The 15,788-nt window shown below is 29.4% G+C and carries 14 protein-coding genes; 10 read left to right on the top strand and 4 right to left on the bottom strand.

Annotation, left to right across the window (positions count from 1 at the left end):
- Window positions 1-112: 112 nt before the first annotated feature.
- Window positions 113-985 (bottom strand): LysR family transcriptional regulator, encoded by an 873-nt coding sequence (locus IC214_RS02040; protein WP_227433399.1) that lies wholly within the window; start codon window positions 983-985, stop codon window positions 113-115.
- 148 nt (window positions 986-1,133) lie between these two features.
- On the opposite strand from IC214_RS02040, the gene IC214_RS02035 reads away from it, so the two are divergent.
- Genes IC214_RS02035 through IC214_RS02020 form a run of 4 tightly spaced genes read left to right on the top strand, consistent with a single transcriptional unit; the run spans window position 1,134 to window position 4,580 of the window.
- Complete coding sequence (locus tag IC214_RS02035; RefSeq protein WP_227834726.1) at window positions 1,134-1,967, top strand: DUF3100 domain-containing protein; 834 nt, start codon at window positions 1,134-1,136, stop codon at window positions 1,965-1,967.
- 14 nt (window positions 1,968-1,981) lie between these two features.
- Window positions 1,982-2,446 carry a hypothetical protein gene (locus tag IC214_RS02030; RefSeq protein ID WP_227433397.1) on the top strand — a complete coding sequence of 155 codons (465 nt, stop codon included), beginning with the start codon at window positions 1,982-1,984 and terminating at the stop codon, window positions 2,444-2,446.
- Window positions 2,447-2,459: 13 nt separating this feature from the next.
- Complete coding sequence (locus IC214_RS02025) at window positions 2,460-3,605, top strand: M20 family metallopeptidase (RefSeq protein WP_227433396.1); 1,146 nt, start codon at window positions 2,460-2,462, stop codon at window positions 3,603-3,605.
- A 39-nt stretch (window positions 3,606-3,644) separates the two neighbouring features.
- Entirely contained in the window at window positions 3,645-4,580 is a 936-nt protein-coding gene (locus IC214_RS02020) for a DUF1177 domain-containing protein (protein ID WP_227433395.1), read from the top strand.
- A gap of 184 nt (window positions 4,581-4,764) precedes the next feature.
- Here the strand turns inward: IC214_RS02020 and IC214_RS02015 are convergent, their stop codons facing one another.
- Entirely contained in the window at window positions 4,765-7,440 is a 2,676-nt protein-coding gene (locus IC214_RS02015) for a transglycosylase domain-containing protein (RefSeq protein ID WP_227866162.1), read from the bottom strand.
- Window positions 7,441-7,654: 214 nt separating this feature from the next.
- Between IC214_RS02015 and yunB the strand changes: the two genes are divergently transcribed.
- Window positions 7,655-8,353 carry a sporulation protein YunB gene (gene yunB, locus IC214_RS02010; protein WP_227433393.1) on the top strand — a complete coding sequence of 233 codons (699 nt, stop codon included), beginning with the start codon at window positions 7,655-7,657 and terminating at the stop codon, window positions 8,351-8,353.
- A 240-nt stretch (window positions 8,354-8,593) separates the two neighbouring features.
- Here yunB and IC214_RS02005 read toward each other — a convergent pair whose 3' ends face one another.
- Window positions 8,594-9,601 (bottom strand): SpoIVB peptidase S55 domain-containing protein, encoded by a 1,008-nt coding sequence (locus IC214_RS02005; protein WP_227433392.1) that lies wholly within the window; start codon window positions 9,599-9,601, stop codon window positions 8,594-8,596.
- 227 nt (window positions 9,602-9,828) lie between these two features.
- On the opposite strand from IC214_RS02005, the gene IC214_RS02000 reads away from it, so the two are divergent.
- From IC214_RS02000 to IC214_RS01985, 4 genes are all read left to right on the top strand, one after another.
- Window positions 9,829-10,713, top strand: a complete 885-nt coding sequence (locus IC214_RS02000; RefSeq protein ID WP_227433391.1) for an N-acetylmuramoyl-L-alanine amidase family protein — start codon at window positions 9,829-9,831, stop codon at window positions 10,711-10,713.
- 288 nt (window positions 10,714-11,001) lie between these two features.
- Window positions 11,002-11,232, top strand: a complete 231-nt coding sequence (locus IC214_RS01995) for a hypothetical protein (RefSeq protein WP_227845551.1) — start codon at window positions 11,002-11,004, stop codon at window positions 11,230-11,232.
- Window positions 11,233-11,701: 469 nt separating this feature from the next.
- The gene (locus IC214_RS01990) at window positions 11,702-13,252 is read left to right on the top strand and encodes an ABC-F family ATP-binding cassette domain-containing protein (protein ID WP_227433389.1); all 1,551 of its coding nucleotides are present in this window, start codon (window positions 11,702-11,704) and stop codon (window positions 13,250-13,252) included.
- Window positions 13,253-13,280: 28 nt separating this feature from the next.
- A complete protein-coding gene (locus IC214_RS01985; RefSeq protein ID WP_227433388.1) occupies window positions 13,281-13,922 on the top strand; it encodes a TIGR01906 family membrane protein in 642 nt (213 codons plus the stop codon).
- 107 nt (window positions 13,923-14,029) lie between these two features.
- Here the strand turns inward: IC214_RS01985 and IC214_RS01980 are convergent, their stop codons facing one another.
- Entirely contained in the window at window positions 14,030-14,290 is a 261-nt protein-coding gene (locus IC214_RS01980; protein WP_227433387.1) for a cysteine-rich small domain-containing protein, read from the bottom strand.
- Window positions 14,291-14,498: 208 nt separating this feature from the next.
- On the opposite strand from IC214_RS01980, the gene hflX reads away from it, so the two are divergent.
- On the top strand, window positions 14,499-15,782 hold the full coding sequence (hflX, locus tag IC214_RS01975) for a GTPase HflX (RefSeq protein ID WP_227482981.1): 1,284 nt from the start codon (window positions 14,499-14,501) through the stop codon (window positions 15,780-15,782).
- Window positions 15,783-15,788 lie beyond the last annotated feature (6 nt).

Here is a 15,788-nt window from a genome sequence, read left to right as displayed (position 1 = left end):
TAGAATTTAATATCAATAAAAACTTGAATAAATAAAAATACTGGAATGAAAGTTCATTCCAGTATAAAATCTAACTTTTGAGTCTTGGTACAACATTGAGATTTATTATTTTTTAAGTAGTTTCATTAAGATAGTTTTTTATAAAATCAATAAACATTCTTGTTGACTTGTTTAAAAATTTATTATCTGTCCAATATAGCTCAATAAATTGCTCACATCTTATATCATTAATAGGTAATAGTTTAATAGAAGATTCATAATCTATACACCATGATTTTTCAGGAATAAATCCAACTCCATGACCTTCTTTTATCAAATTATAAACGGTTGAAGGAGAATCACATTCAAAACCTACATTAGGTTCAAAGTCAGCATAGTTACAAAATCTATCTGTAATTTTTCTGAAATTTGTACCTTCATCTAAACATATAAAATTCTCATCTTGTACATCTTTAAAATACACACTATTAAGCTCTGATAGTGGATTGCTGTAAGGTACACCTATAAATATTTCTTCACTAGTTAATACTTCATAATTTGATGACTTAAATTCAAAGCAATATGAAGTAATACATATATCAAAATCGTAGTCAAATGTTGATTTTGGAATATGTTGCATTAATTTGAATGAAATATTTGGATGTAATTTTTTAAATTCACTAAGTACATCTAAAATTAACCCTGATGCAGTAAGTACGATTAATTTGATTTGGTCAAATTCACTACAAGCTAAATCTTTTATTTCTTTAGTTGATGTATCTAATAAATTAAGTATAGAATCAACTCTTTTAAGAAAAATATTTCCACAATAGTTTAATTTAATAGATTTTCCTTTCCTGTCAAATAATTTTACACCTAAATCCATTTCAAGTAGAGCTATACTTTTGCTAAGTGCTGACTGTGTTACATGTAATTGCTTAGCAGCATTAGTCATATTTTCAGTACAAGCTACAACTTGAAAATATTTTAATTGTAATAAATCCATGATGCTTAATCCTCCTTTTGCTTTATGACTAAAAGCATATAAAAATAATGAAACATTTATATTATACATTATCGATGAGAGAATATATAATTAAATCACTAATACTTATATTGTAAGAAAATTATAAAAATTGCAAGGAGGTATAAAAATGAAAGGAATTAAAAATGCTCTGATAGCAGCCTGCATAATTACAGTATTGGCTGAATTAATTGGGCCTATTTCATTTAAAGTTATGGGTATTAATATAACTTTACTTAGTATACTATGGGCTATCTTTATAGGTATGGCTGTTTCCCCTCATTTGTTAGGAAGGGTTATACCAGCTTTAAAAAAGTTTATAGGAGATAATGAAATAAATGTATCTCCATATCTTTTATCTTTAACTCTATATCCATTAGGAATAATGTTTGGAATTAATGCAGGTCCTAAAGTTGGTATATTACTTCAAGCAGGACCAGCACTTTTATTACAAGAGTTTGGTCATATGGGTACAATGTTGATAGCATTACCTGTTGGAGTAGCACTAGGTCTTGGAAGAAGTGCATTAGGAGGGACTTTTTCATTATGTCGTGACACAGCACTAGGAATTATTGGGGATAAGTATGGATTAAATTCACCAGAAGGTATAGGAACATTGGGAACTTATATAAGTGGTAGTATCTTTGGAACATTATTATTTTCATTTTTGGCACCACTGGGTGTTCTTATAGGCTTTCATCCATATGCTTTAGCAATGGCATCAGGAATGGGAAGTGGTTCTATGATGGGGGCTGCAACAGCATCATTGATGAATACTGTCCCAAATATGTCTGAACAGATTTTAGCTTATTCAGCTACCAGTGGATTGATTACAGCCGTTACTGGAATATACATAGAATTATTTTTATCATTACCAGTTGCTAATTATTATTATAGTAAAGTGGCTCCGATTATTGAGAAGTTTAGAAGTAGAAAAAAAAGAAAAACAAGAGATGTCTTATAATGGAGGATGTATAGATGGAAAAGACTTTGAAGACTATTATGGAACAGATAAAAATAGTAATGTTCATATATATTATTATTTGCTTTGGACAGGCTATAGCACTTAAAACACAGGCTAAAGATTTGTTGATTGGAAGTGTATTTGGGTTTATATTAGTAATAATTGCTATTGTAATAAAGAATTTTGTTAAGAGACCAAATTTACCAGGTTTTGCATGGGCGACTTTAGTTGCGTTTGTATTATCACTTCCAATATCACCAGTTGGAGATTTTATAGCAAGTAATATAGGAAAAATCAATTTTATGTCTACAGTAACACCATTATTAGCTTTTGCAGGAATTTCTGTAGGTAACCAATTAGACATATTAAAGACTTTGAGTTGGAAGCTAGTAGTTATATCATTTATAGTTATGACATCTACTTATTTTGGTTCTGCTTTTATATCTCAAACAGTTCTAAAAATAAATGGAATGATTTAAGGAGGTAGTAAGTATGAAAGAATTAAAATTAAAAATCAAAGAAGATATAAAGCTGTTATCTGATGAGAAAAAAGCATCATTTGAAAAGGTATCCAAATCTTTATTTGAAAATCCAGAATTAGCATTTGAAGAATTTAAATCACAAAAAGCATTATGTAATTTATTAGAAGAAAATGGATTTGATGTGACAAAGGGTGTAGGAGGATTAGAAACATCTTTTGAGGCAGTCTACTCAAATGGAACTGGTGGAAAGACAGTAGCTTTTCTAGCTGAATATGATGCACTTCCAGGTATGGGACATGCTTGTGGACATAATATAATAGGTACAAGTTCTGTTGGAGCGGGTATTATTTTAAAAGAAGTTATAAAAAAATATGATATAGAAGGAACTGTAAAAGTATTTGGAACACCTGCAGAAGAAAGAGTAGGTGGAAAAATAACTATGATTAGAGAAGGGGTATTTAAAGATGTAGATGCTGCATTAATTTTACATCCATGTGATGCTTCAATACCTGATGATATATCATTTGCTCAAGTTAACTTAAAATTTGATTTTAGTGGAAAAGCTTCTCATGCTGCTGCTTATCCTTGGGAAGGAAGAAGTGCATTAAGTGGAGTAATAGCATTATTCAATAGTGTAAATAGCATGAGATTACATCTTAAAGATTATGCAAGAGTACATGGAATTATAACTGATGGAGGTAGTATACATAACATAATTCCTGAAAAATCTATAGCTATATTTAATGTAAGAGCATTAAGTATAGAATACCTAAATGAAATTTGTGATATGCTTAAAGATTGTGCTAAGGGAGCTGCAATTTCTACAGGAACTAGTGTAGAAGTAATTCAATTAGATGAGATATATAAAGAGATAAAAAATGATTCAAGATTGGTAAATATAGTTAGAGAAAATTTTGAAGTATTGGGTGAAGATTATATTGAAAGAGATTTAACTCAAGGTATTGGTTCAACTGATACTGGAAATTTAACTCATGAAATACCTGCAATACAAGCATATATAAAATTAAAAGAAAACACTGCAACTCATACAGAAGAATTTGCTGTAGCTGCTGGTGGCGAAGAAGGGAAAATAGCACTTATAAAAGCAATTAAAGTACTAGCAATGTGTGGTGTAGATGTTTTGTACAGTAAATAATGTATTACTAAAAAAATACATGAAGAAAGGAGACTAAATATGATATTAAAACAAGTATTAGAGGTTTATGACATTTTAGACAAATCAACTGCAAGTGGAGAAGAAGTGAAGACATACTTACAAAGCTATGGTGGAGAAAATATAATAGTAAAAAAGCTATCATCAAGTAAAGGTTCTACAGACTTAGTTAAGCTTACAATTGCTGGTAAGAATGGTAAATTAAACGGAGGAAATGCCCCTACTCTAGGTATTTTAGGCAGACTTGGAGGTATTGGAGCAAGACCAGATGTAATAGGTTTTGTTTCAGATGGTGATGGAGCATTAGTAGCAATTTCAGTAGCAGCGAAACTTTTAGATATGCAACGAAAAGGAGATGTGCTAGAAGGAGATATTATAATTTCTACTCATATTTGTCCAGATGCTCCAACTAAAGAGCATTATCCTACACCTTTTATGGATTCACCAATAGATATGACAACTATGAATGAAAATGAAGTTGACAGTAGTTGTGATGCAATACTTTCAATCGATACTACTAAAGGTAATAGAATAATCAATACTAGAGGATTTGCAATATCGCCAACTGTCAAAGAAGGGTACATATTGAAAACTAGTGATAATCTTTTAGATATTATACAGACTGTAACTGGAAAATCTCCATTTGTATTTCCTTTATCTATTCAAGATATAACACCATATGGAAATGACCTGTATCACTTGAATAGTATTTTACAGCCAGCAGTTGCTACAAATTCTCCAGTAGTTGGAGTAGCAATTACTACAGAAATGCCTGTTGCTGGATGTGCTACAGGTGCAACTCATTTTAGTGATTTAGAGTCAGCTGGTAGATTTGCAATTGAAGTTGGCAAATTATTTGGTGTAAATAAGTGTGATTTTTATGATAAGGAAGAATGGGATATACTTATCAAAAGATATGGGAAGTTAAACGCATTCCAAACTTTTGGTATACAATAAGCAAAAAATATAAAGTTTATATAGTTTGTAATATATAAATATTATAACAATCGCAACATTAATTATAATTACTAAAAAAGGAGTGTCTCATCGAGGATTTCTAAAAATCACTTTGAGGCAACTCCTTATATTTTTGTTTTAATTTTAATTATTTATTAATATTTAAATGTAATCTTTTATTAAACTATGGTGTTGTATTTCCACCACCATCAGGAGGGGTGACAGTACCACCACTGTTTCCACCATTGTCAGGAGGGTTAGTAGTACCACCACTGTTTCCACCATTGTCAGGAGGGTTAGTAGTACCGCCACTGTTTCCACCATTGTCAGGAGGAGTAGTAGTACCACCACTATTTCCACCGTTATCAGGAGGAGTAGAGCCACCACCATTATTACCTGAATTATTGTTGTTATTATTGTTTTCTTCTTCTTGTTGATTATTATCTGGTTTCTTTGTATCTTCAGGAGATGGCTGAGAACTTACTCTAGAAGGAGCAGTACCTTCAATAAATGCTGCTTTAGAGCCAGAAGATTGCTTTCCTCCATCTTCTAAATTAATTTTTGTAAAATATACATTTTTAGGAACTTCAAATTCAGTAACTGTTAAATTTGCATGTATTTTTGCCATGATTTTTTGCCAAAGTTTTGCTGTACTAGTACTTCCATGTGGAACATCTCTACGTTTTATAGTGTTACCAGCATCATCTTTTCTACCAGCATCATCTCCAATGTATGTTGCTCCTACATAATAAGGTGTATAACCAACAAACCAAGCATCATATGCGCTATTTGTAGTACCTGTTTTACCTGCAACAGGCATTCCTTTAGGAAGTGATGCAATACCACCTGTACCTTCAGTAATTACACTTTCTAACATATCTGTAACAACATAAGCTACTTCTGGGTCTACAACTTTATGCTCTTCAGGAGCGTTTTTAACTAATAATTGCCCATCAAAAGTAGTTATAGTAGTGTAAATAGATGGTTCTACATAAACTCCTTGATTTGCTAATGTACCATAAGCAGCAGCCATCTGAAGTGGAGTAATACCACTTGCCATACCACCAAGTGTTAATGCTGGGAACTGTCTATCAGTTGCTCCTGTTTGGCTATTTTTAACAGTTGTTATGCCAAAGTTCTTTAAGTAGTCCATCATTATATCTATACATTCATCATAAGAATCTCCAAGCATCTCAGCAGTTTTAACTGCTATTGTATTTGAAGATTTAGCAAGAGCTTTACGTAAACTCATAGAGCCATGACCACTAGTGGTAGTTCTTGGATTCCATTTAGTGTTTTCTTCAAATTTATACCCTCCTCTAACATCATTTAGAGCAGTTGATTGTGTAATCTTTAAAGTATCAATAGCTGGTGTATAAATTGCTAGAGGTTTTATAGAAGAACCTGGCTGATGAGGGCTAGTAGCACGATTTAAAGTTTTTCTGCCACTTATGTTTCGGCCTCCAGCTAGTGCTCTTATTTCACCATTTTTGTAATCTAAAATTACCATTGCAGACTGTGGTTGGCTAACTCCATCAGATCCAACCATATGTCCTGGGAAATTGCTATTTTTATCAAATTCTTCTTCCAAAGCATCCTGCATTTTAGGGTCTATAGTTGTATTTACAATTAGACCACCATTGTAGAATAAGTTTTGAGCTTCATCATTTGTATGTCCTTGTTCCATTAGGGCATTTATAACTTCACTTTCAATAAGGTCTTCTACAGATGAAGAAACTTTATCTGCTGATTTAGGTAATTTTATTTCTATCTTAGCATTAATTGCTTCATCATATTCTTTTTGTTTTATATATCCTAGGTCTAACATTTTCTTTAGAACAATTTCTTGTCTTTTCTTAGCTTCAGGGTTGTTTATAGCTTTTCTAACAACTAATGTACCTGCTTTTAGCTGTCTATAAGTATCACTAGATATAAGTTCCCAAGTTTTTAATTTCTCAATCATATCAAAGTCTACTTGAGTTGGGTCATCTAAATCATCATCAGTTGTATTAACAAAAAATAACAACTTATTCTCTAAGTCACTCTTAGTTTCATTTCCATCTAATTTAGAAGTTTTGTAAGCTGAAAACCTAGATGGATTTTTAGTTGAACCAGCAAGAAGTGCTGACTCAGCTATAGTAAGGTCAGATGCAGACTTATCAAAATAACCACGTGCACCAGCCTCAGCTCCTGCAAGACCCTTTCCAACGAAGAAGTTATTTAAATAAGTTTCTAGTATTTTGTCTTTACTTACTGTCTTACTCATCTCATATGCATAATAAATATCTTTTATTTTACGAGGTAGAGTTTGTTGCTCAGTAGTCAATAGCATCTTAGATACCTGCATAGGAATAGTACTACCACCTTGCTTAGTACCAGTAAGAGTTTTTAATACTGATCTAAATAAACCTTTAATGTCAACACCCTTGTGTTCATAAAAACGTTCATCTTCTATTGCAATTACTGCATGTTGAAGATGAGTTGAAATTTTATCTAATGGAACGGGTGTCTTTTTATTTACACTTGGAGCAGTAGATAATGTTTTTCCATTAGCGTATTTAATTGTAGTTGTCTGGTTTGTTTGCTTGTCTAAAACAGCTTCTGTAACTGGAGAGACATCTCTTAATGATGCAAATACTAATCCAGCAGTACCTGCTGCACCAACAACTAATAAAACTAAAAATACTATACCAAATACTCTTAGTTTTTTAAATTTATCACTTTTCTTAGATTTCTTCTTGCTTTTAGTTGAATGAGTTTTGTTAGCTGAATTTCTATTAACTGGTTTATTTGAGCTACTAGATGAACTAACATTTTTTCTTCTTATTTTATTTCCATTTTTATCATTATCGTTATTCATAAGATTTTAACCTCCTTACTTAATGCAATATTATAACACAAATAGGAGTAATTTTGTAATTAATAGAAAAAATGAATTTGCTATAATATTCTGTACATTGTAGATATGTATAAACAAAATGTATTAATAAGTCTATATTTTTATTTATTTATTTTTGACAAATATTATAAAAATTATGCCAAAGTTACATATAAATAAATAGGAGGGGATAAATTTGAATAGGATAGTAGATAGAAAAAAGAAAAATGAATTTAGAAAAATTGTAGCTATTTTCTTGTTAATTCTTTTCTTGTCTGTATTTATAGGCAGTTTCATATATATAGATAAAAGTTTAAGACCAACAATTACAGTTTTAGCAGAAACAAAAGCTCTTGAATTGGCAAACAGGTCTATAAATAAAGCTGTTGCTGAAATGGTAGAAGGGAAAATAAATTATGAAGATTTAATGGATATACAGCTTGATAATAACGGAAAAATAACTATGATACAAGCAAATACTATTATGATGAATGAAATTGCATCTGCAATAGCTTTAGAAATACAAGATGAATTAAAAAAAGGTAAAACAGCAGATTCTTACATACCTATAGGAACAGCATTAGGAAGTCCTATATTAGCTAAATACGGCCCTAAACTTGAAGTATCTATTGAACCTATAGGAACAGTATCAGTAAACTTTAAAACGGAATTTGAGTCTTCAGGCATAAATCAAACAAGACATAGGATATATTTAGAAGCTCAAACTCAAGTGAAAGTAGTAATCCCACTTATAACTTCAACAAAACAAATTAAAGCTCAGATACCTATCTGTGAGACTATAATAGTAGGTGATGTTCCAGAAAGTTATGTAAATATACCTGAAAAGAACCTTGGCAATGTTTTACCTAACACTGGAAAAAATGCTAACAAATAATATTAATGATATTTATTTTTTAATAAATTTGAAATAATAGTTTATAAATAAAAATTATGTCAATAATAAGTAATAAATAAGAATCAATATAGTTGTAATAAAAATTTATGTTTTAAAGTATGTAAAATATTTAATATATTTGGTCTGTAGAGTGAAGAAATATGTCTTCAGACCAAATATATTATAAACATTTATTTAATGATGATTTAAGAGTTACAAATTACTTATATAATTTATTATCTAAAGCATCCATTTAATAAATACACCATAACCTACAGCTGGGTCATTTTCAATGGCATGAGAAACTGCTCCTATTATTTTATCATCTTGTACTATTGGAGTACCACTCATACCTTGTACAATACCACCAGTTTGAGCTAAAAGGTTTTTGTCAGTGATTTTAATTTTAAAACTTTTACTCTCAGGATGGTTTTGGTTTTCTATATCTATAATTTCAATATTATATTTTTTACATTCATTAGAGTTGTTTTGTAAAATTATTTGAGCTTTTCCCAGCTTAACTTCATTTAGTGAAGCTACCTTATATTTTTTTAAGCTAGAAATATCAAAGTTATTAATTTGACCTCTTATTCCAAAATCAGTGTTTTCTGTAAAACTACCAATAATATTTTCTCTTTTTGCATTTATACATCCAACACTACCTCGATAGGATTTTTCTATGTCGAGGTGCTTAGTTGTAGAAATTGAACCTGATTTTATAGGTATTTTTCTTGAATTACCAACACTTATTGGGTGACCTACGGCACCAAATTCTGAGGTTTCTGGATTGATATAAGTCAAAGTAGCAAATCCAGAAAGTAAGTTATTAAAACTAATTTTTTCTAATATGTGTTTAGTTGTTTTCATTGTTAAAAGTTGACCACCTCTATTTAATAAAATAGACACTGGTTTTTCTTCTGGTAAAGCATTTAGTGTATTAGCAAAATCACTATATCCATCAACTTCTATATTATTTACTTTGATTATAGCATCACCTAATCTAAATGGAGATGCTTCACCAGGACTTCTAACGATGATATTTTTTAGTTCTGCATCAATTTGAAGAACATTTCCTATAGGTATTAAATATTGAGGTTCACTTTTTTGTAAATTTTGTGCATAAATTAAATTATTTGAGAAAAAATATAATAAAAATAAAAATGTTAAAACAATTGTAAATTTTGACTTAGCTAAGTTGTTTCTTTTACTTAAAGATTTATCTTTAAAATAAAAATTTTTAAATTGCATAGAACACCTCTTTCTTATTAAAATATTTTAATAATAAAATTGAAATTTTCTTGCTGCTTCAATATTATGTTGCTCAAGAATCAGTTTTTGATGCTTGGAAAACTGACACAATAACTCCTTAGTTTTCATAAAAATAAATAAAATAAACAAGGTATATGATAAAATAGATACATATTCATATAAATTTAAAATAGATAATAGCTGTCTATCATTGAAAGGAGCAAAAGATGAAAAAATATAGATTGTTAGTTACTTGTATAATTGCCATGGGAATTATAATTATAGGTACATCAAATCCAGTTACCAATTTTTACAAGACAACAAATTTAATTAATTCAGGCACTACTAAAAATGAAAAAACAGATAAAGATGAAAATAAAAATATAAAAGATAAAGATAAAGATGAAAATAAATCAAATTCAAAAAGCAAAAATGATAATAAGTCAGAGGATAATAAATCAGATAATAAAACAGAAACTCAAAAAAATAAAAAGTTTTTAATTTGTATAGACCCAGGGCATCAAGGAAAAGGGGATAGTAATTTAGAACCAGTAGCTCCAGGTTCTTCATCTCAAAAAGCAAGAGTATCTTCAGGAACAGAAGGTATAGCTACAAAGAAAGCAGAGTATGTTTTAAATCTTGAAGCATCTGTAGTTTTAAAAAATATATTAGAGTCTAAAGGTTACAATGTAATAATGACTAGAGAAACACATGATGTAAATATAAGTAACTCAGAAAGAGCAATACTTGCTAATGAGAAAAAAGCAGATATGGTTGTAAGAATACATGCAGATAGTTTAAATAATTCTTCAAAGACTGGTGCATCTATATTAGTTCCTGAGAAGGATGGAAAATATACAGCTCCTATATATGAAGATAGTAATAGATGTGCAGAATTCATCAAAACAAACATGGAACAAGCTGGGATACAGATAAATGGAATTGTTCAAAGAGGAGATTTGACTGGATTTAACTGGTCAAAAGTGCCAGCTGTATTAGTAGAGATGGGATTTATGAGCAACTATAATGAAGACCAAATGATGTCAAATCCAGAATATCAAAGAAAAATGATGCAATGTGTAGCGGATGGATTAGATGAATATTTTAAATAAAACATAAATAGAGAAAAAAATTGGGATGGTACTATTTTCCTAATTTTTATCTCTATTTTTTATTCAAATAATAGTGAAAAAGCAAATTACAAGGCTACATACCTGTTTGTATAAGAGACTACAAACCTACATTAAATGGAAAAATAGACATTTACATATATGACTATATTTTCATAATAAACCCTAACTATATAATTTTGTAAAGTTAGATAATATTTAGGAAGAATTTAAAGCTGATATACTTTATTAAGAAAAGACCAAAAAAAGAAGAAAACAACAAAAAGAATTATGTGTATTATAGGAAGAAAACTAAATAAAGAAAACTTTTTACTATCACGAGTTTTGATTAATGAAATAATATATGAGATAGGATATAAACCAGCAAGTAGCATAGTAATTAAAGCAATCACAGATTGTATAATCTCACTGAAAATCTTCCAGTTTACCATTCCTAAATCAGCAACAGAAATGATAGTTCCAATCCATGTTATTAGAGAAAATGGAATTGGCAATGCATAAATAATATAAATAATAATGAAATATTTTTTCTGTTTAATAACTATTTTTCACCTCCGTTTAGATAAATAACCTGTAGCACCACTTATCGCCTAAGGCAAGCAAACGTAAATTGGTTTTATTCTATTCTAATAATTGTGTCTATAAATATCAAATGATTTGCATTGTGTCAAAAACTTATATTAATGTTCATCAGAAATTTTGTTTATTTGAGAATCAATCAGAAACCATTTTATAATTTCAAGATTAAACAGGCTACAAAGAAATTATAGCATGCATGTATTTTTTAGTCGATAAAGAAGTTCTATCATTGATGAAAGTATCTATTTTTATTTTACATAATACAGCTATAAAGTTTATTCTCAGTTAAATTATTGTAAATATAACTAAAAATATTGGTAATACTTGATTTAAGTTTAAAAAGAATATATTATAGTATAGAATGTGTAAAATTTTTTTGAGAGGTGTTAGAATGCTAGTAGTAGAAAACGTAAGCCACGGATTTGGAGCAAGAACAATATTAGAAAATGTATCCTTTAGACTTAGAAAAGGTGAACATATTGCACTAGTTGGCGCTAATGGAGAAGGAAAATCGAGTTTTTTAAATATAATAACGAAAAAGCTTATGCCTGATGCTGGAAATATAAAATGGTCTTCAAGAGCTACAGTAGGTTACTTAGACCAACATACAGTATTAAGTAAAGGTAAAAGTATAAGAGAAGTGCTTAGAGAAGCTTTTAAGCATATGTTTGATTTAGAGCAAGAAATGATTGCTATGTATGACAAGATGGGAGAAGCTAGTGATGATGAGATGAGTAAGCTTCTTGAAGAAACAGCAGAAATACAAACTATACTTGAAAATAGTGGTTTTTATATGATAGATGCAAAGATACAAGAAGTTGCAAATGGTCTTGGTCTTGGAGAGATTGGTCTTGATAAGGATGTAACTGATTTAAGTGGAGGTCAAAGAACAAAAGTACTTCTGACTAAACTTTTACTTGAAAATCCAACTATTCTTATACTGGATGAGCCTACAAACTATTTAGATGAGGAACATATAACATGGCTTACTAGATATCTTCAGGAATATGAAAACAGTTTTGTTCTAGTATCACATGATATTGACTTTATAAATAATACTTGTAATGTAATATATCATATGGAAAATGGCGAGTTAAATAGATATAAAGGTAATTATGATGAGTTTGTAAGACTGAATGATATAAAGAAACGTCAAGAAGAGCAAGCTTATGATAAACAAGTTGAAGAAAGAAAAAGGTTAGAAGATTTTGTAGCCAGAAATAAAGCTAGAGTTGCAACAAGAGGAATGGCTAATAGTAGACAAAAACAACTAGATAAGATGGAAATACTAGAAAGACCAAAGGAAAAGATAAAACCTACTTTTTCTTTTAAAGATGCCAGAGCAGCAAGCAAGATAATCTTTGAAACAGAAGACTTAGTTTTAGGTTATGATGAAGCGTTAACAAAACCACTTAACTTCCATTTAGAAAGAGGAAAGAAGGTTGCTTTAAAAGGGATGAATGGTATTGGTAAATCTACATTATTAAAGACATTACTTGGAATAATAAAACCATTTGGTGGAAATGTTAGATTGGGAGATTATTTAGAAGTTGGATATTTTGAACAAGAGAGTTCAAGAGAAAATAATAATACACCTATGGATGAAGTCTGGAGTGAATTCCCTGGTCTTACGAATTTTGAAGTTAGACAAGTCCTTGCAAAATGCGGACTTACTAATGAGCATATAACTAGTCAAATGAGAGTATTAAGTGGAGGCGAAGCTGCCAAGGTTAGACTTTGTAAAGTTATGCTAAAAAATATAAACTTCTTAGTATTAGACGAGCCTACAAACCACTTAGATGTAGATGCAAAAGACGAATTAAAGAAAGCTATAAAAGAATTTAAAGGTACAGTTCTTTTAGTATGCCATGAGCCAGAATTCTATTCAGAAATTGTCGATGATGTATGGAATATAGAAGATTTCACTACTAAAATCGTTTAGGTAATTAATTTGTTACTGGGGGGATTTCATGAAAAAGTTTCTAAATATAATTTTTTCAGTGTGTATAAGTGTGGTTGTAATAGTAGGTGCTATTAATTTTACTGTTGGATTTAAGCAACTTTATTATTTTGATATTGATTATTTAAACATATCAGAGTTATCTGGTTTATCTAAAGATGATATAAAATTAAATTATGATTACTTAATAGATTACAACCTAAGCAAGGATGTATCTGAGTTTAAGTTACCAACATTAGAATCTTCTCCAGAAGGGAAAATACATTTTGAAGAAGTGAGAAATATATTTCAAAATATCAATAAATTAGCTAAGTTATTAATGATAATTTCTTTGGTGGGAATTATATTAAGTATAAAAAATAAAAATATAAAACTACTAAAAACTATATCAATGACATTGATAATAATGCCAGTAGTGTTGGCACTTCCTATTTTGTTGAATTTTGAAAAATCATTTATTATTTTTCATAAATTATTATTTAGAAATGATTATTGGATATTTAATCCTGATTTAGACCCAGTTATAAATATGCTTCCAGAAGAATTTTTCTTTCATGCTGGAATGATGATTTTAATATTGATTTTTGCAGTAAGCATGTTGATTTTTGCAATGTATAAATTATGTAAATTATTTAAAAGTAGAAAGATATAAGGTAGAGCGATATAAATTAAAACTTATATAATAAAAATAGCTATGTAATATTATTTAGACGAAAAGGAGTCAAAAAATATTTATGCATAGCTATTTTTAATAAAAAATTATTTTTTGCAAGTAATTTTAACTAAGTCTTGAAATTTTCCCATAATATAATTATAATTATCTTTTTTATGAGGTAGTATACAGCTACTGCAATCTTTAATGCCTTTCTCTGTGTACTTAAAGTTTCCTCCACAATTTTCTCCTAAAGCATATAAAGGACAATAGCAAAATAAACAGTTAAATTCTTCTGGTTTATCAGTTTTATGACAAGGGAAAAACTCACAATCTTTGTGATTAAAAAATTTATAATTTTCGCCCATATTTTCCTCCTAATTTAAATAAAATATGAAATCTTTTATAACTATATAAGATTTTGGTGATAATATAATTATACAATATTTTTATTAATAGTTGATAATATAGTACTCTTAATCATATTATTAATGGTATAATTAGTCAACAGAGAAATAATGTAAGTGTTTTTAATACAATTAGATTATGTTTTATAACAAAAAATGAGGTGATTAAGTGAAAGAAATTCAAGAAAGAGCACTTCTTGTAGGTCTGAATTTGACAACAATAGTTAAAAAAAGTGATGATATAGACACTAACGAATCCATGGAAGAACTAAAAGAATTAGCGAAGGCTGCTGGAGCAGAGGTTGTAGGTAGCTTAATTCAAAATAAGCAAGCTGTTGATGCAGCTTATTATATAGGAAAAGGTAAGGTAGAGGAAATAAGAGCATATAGTGAATCATTAGATGCTACTTTAGTAATTTTTAATGATGAATTATCTGGCGCTCAAATTAGGAATATTGAAAATGTTGTTGGAAAAAAAGTAATAGATAGAACTACCTTAATTTTAGATATATTTGCTCAAAGAGCACTTAGTAAAGAAGGTAAATTACAGGTCGAATTAGCACAATTAAAATACAGATTACCACGACTTTATGGAATGGGTGGTGAAATGAGTAGAACTGGTGCAGGAATTGGAACGAGAGGACCTGGTGAACAAAAGTTAGAAGTAGATAAAAGACATATACTTAATAAAGCAGCGGATATAAGACGTGAACTTAAAGAGGTAAAAAAGAATAGAGAGACACAAAGAGTTAAGCGTTTAAAATCAAATATACCAATTGTAGCACTTGTTGGATATACAAATGCAGGAAAATCGACCTTACTAAACGAATTAATAAAGACACACAAGGATTATGAACAAGAAAAAGAAGTTTTTGTAAAAGATATGCTTTTTGCAACTTTAGATGTAACTTTAAGAAAAGCTCTTTTGCCAAACAAGAAAGAATTTTTAGTAGTAGATACTGTTGGATTTGTTAGTAAACTTCCCCATGATTTAGTAGAGGCATTTAAGGCTACACTAGAAGAAGTACAATATGCAGATTTAATTTTACACGTAATTGACACAACGAACACTAGTTATGAATTGCAAAAAAGTACAACTGAAGGTGTATTAAAAGAACTTGGTGCAAATGATAAAAAACATATACTTGTATACAATAAAGTAGATAAGCTAGAGTTAGATATATATCCTAAGAGTCAAGAAGATATTGTGTATATATCTGCAAAACAAGGCATAAATATGGATAAACTATTAAATATGATAGAAATTGCTTTAATGGAAAATACTTATTCAGTAAGTTTGATGTTACCTTATGAAAGAGGTGATATATTTAGTAGAATAAAAGATAAATACAATGTGGAGAATTTTGAGTATGGGGAAAATGGTGTAACATTAGATGTAAATTTAGATGAAGAAGATTTTAATATCTATAGAGAGTACATATTAGAAAAATAGGTTTGA

The organism is Clostridioides sp. ES-S-0190-01 (genome assembly GCF_020658275.1).
Classification (GTDB): Bacteria; Bacillota; Clostridia; order Peptostreptococcales; family Peptostreptococcaceae; genus Clostridioides.
Note: the sequence above shows the minus strand (reverse complement) of the source record. Positions and strands in the feature narration are given on the sequence as shown.

Bases quoted from the DNA above. Each gene is read 5' to 3' on its own strand.
- IC214_RS02025 (WP_227433396.1), top strand. From the start codon at position 2,460: ATGAAAGAATTAAAATTAAAAATCAAAGAAGATATAAAGCTGTTATCT.
- IC214_RS02030 (WP_227433397.1), top strand. From the start codon at position 1,982: ATGGAAAAGACTTTGAAGACTATTATGGAACAGATAAAAATAGTAATG.
- IC214_RS01990 (WP_227433389.1), top strand. From the start codon at position 11,702: ATGCTAGTAGTAGAAAACGTAAGCCACGGATTTGGAGCAAGAACAATA.
- IC214_RS02040 (WP_227433399.1), bottom strand. From the start codon at position 985: ATGGATTTATTACAATTAAAATATTTTCAAGTTGTAGCTTGTACTGAA.
- IC214_RS01995 (WP_227845551.1), top strand. From the start codon at position 11,002: ATGTGTATTATAGGAAGAAAACTAAATAAAGAAAACTTTTTACTATCA.
- IC214_RS02000 (WP_227433391.1), top strand. From the start codon at position 9,829: ATGAAAAAATATAGATTGTTAGTTACTTGTATAATTGCCATGGGAATT.
- IC214_RS02005 (WP_227433392.1), bottom strand. From the start codon at position 9,601: ATGCAATTTAAAAATTTTTATTTTAAAGATAAATCTTTAAGTAAAAGA.
- IC214_RS01980 (WP_227433387.1), bottom strand. From the start codon at position 14,290: ATGGGCGAAAATTATAAATTTTTTAATCACAAAGATTGTGAGTTTTTC.
- IC214_RS02020 (WP_227433395.1), top strand. From the start codon at position 3,645: ATGATATTAAAACAAGTATTAGAGGTTTATGACATTTTAGACAAATCA.
- IC214_RS02015 (WP_227866162.1), bottom strand. From the start codon at position 7,440: ATGAATAACGATAATGATAAAAATGGAAATAAAATAAGAAGAAAAAAT.
- IC214_RS01985 (WP_227433388.1), top strand. From the start codon at position 13,281: ATGAAAAAGTTTCTAAATATAATTTTTTCAGTGTGTATAAGTGTGGTT.
- IC214_RS02035 (WP_227834726.1), top strand. From the start codon at position 1,134: ATGAAAGGAATTAAAAATGCTCTGATAGCAGCCTGCATAATTACAGTA.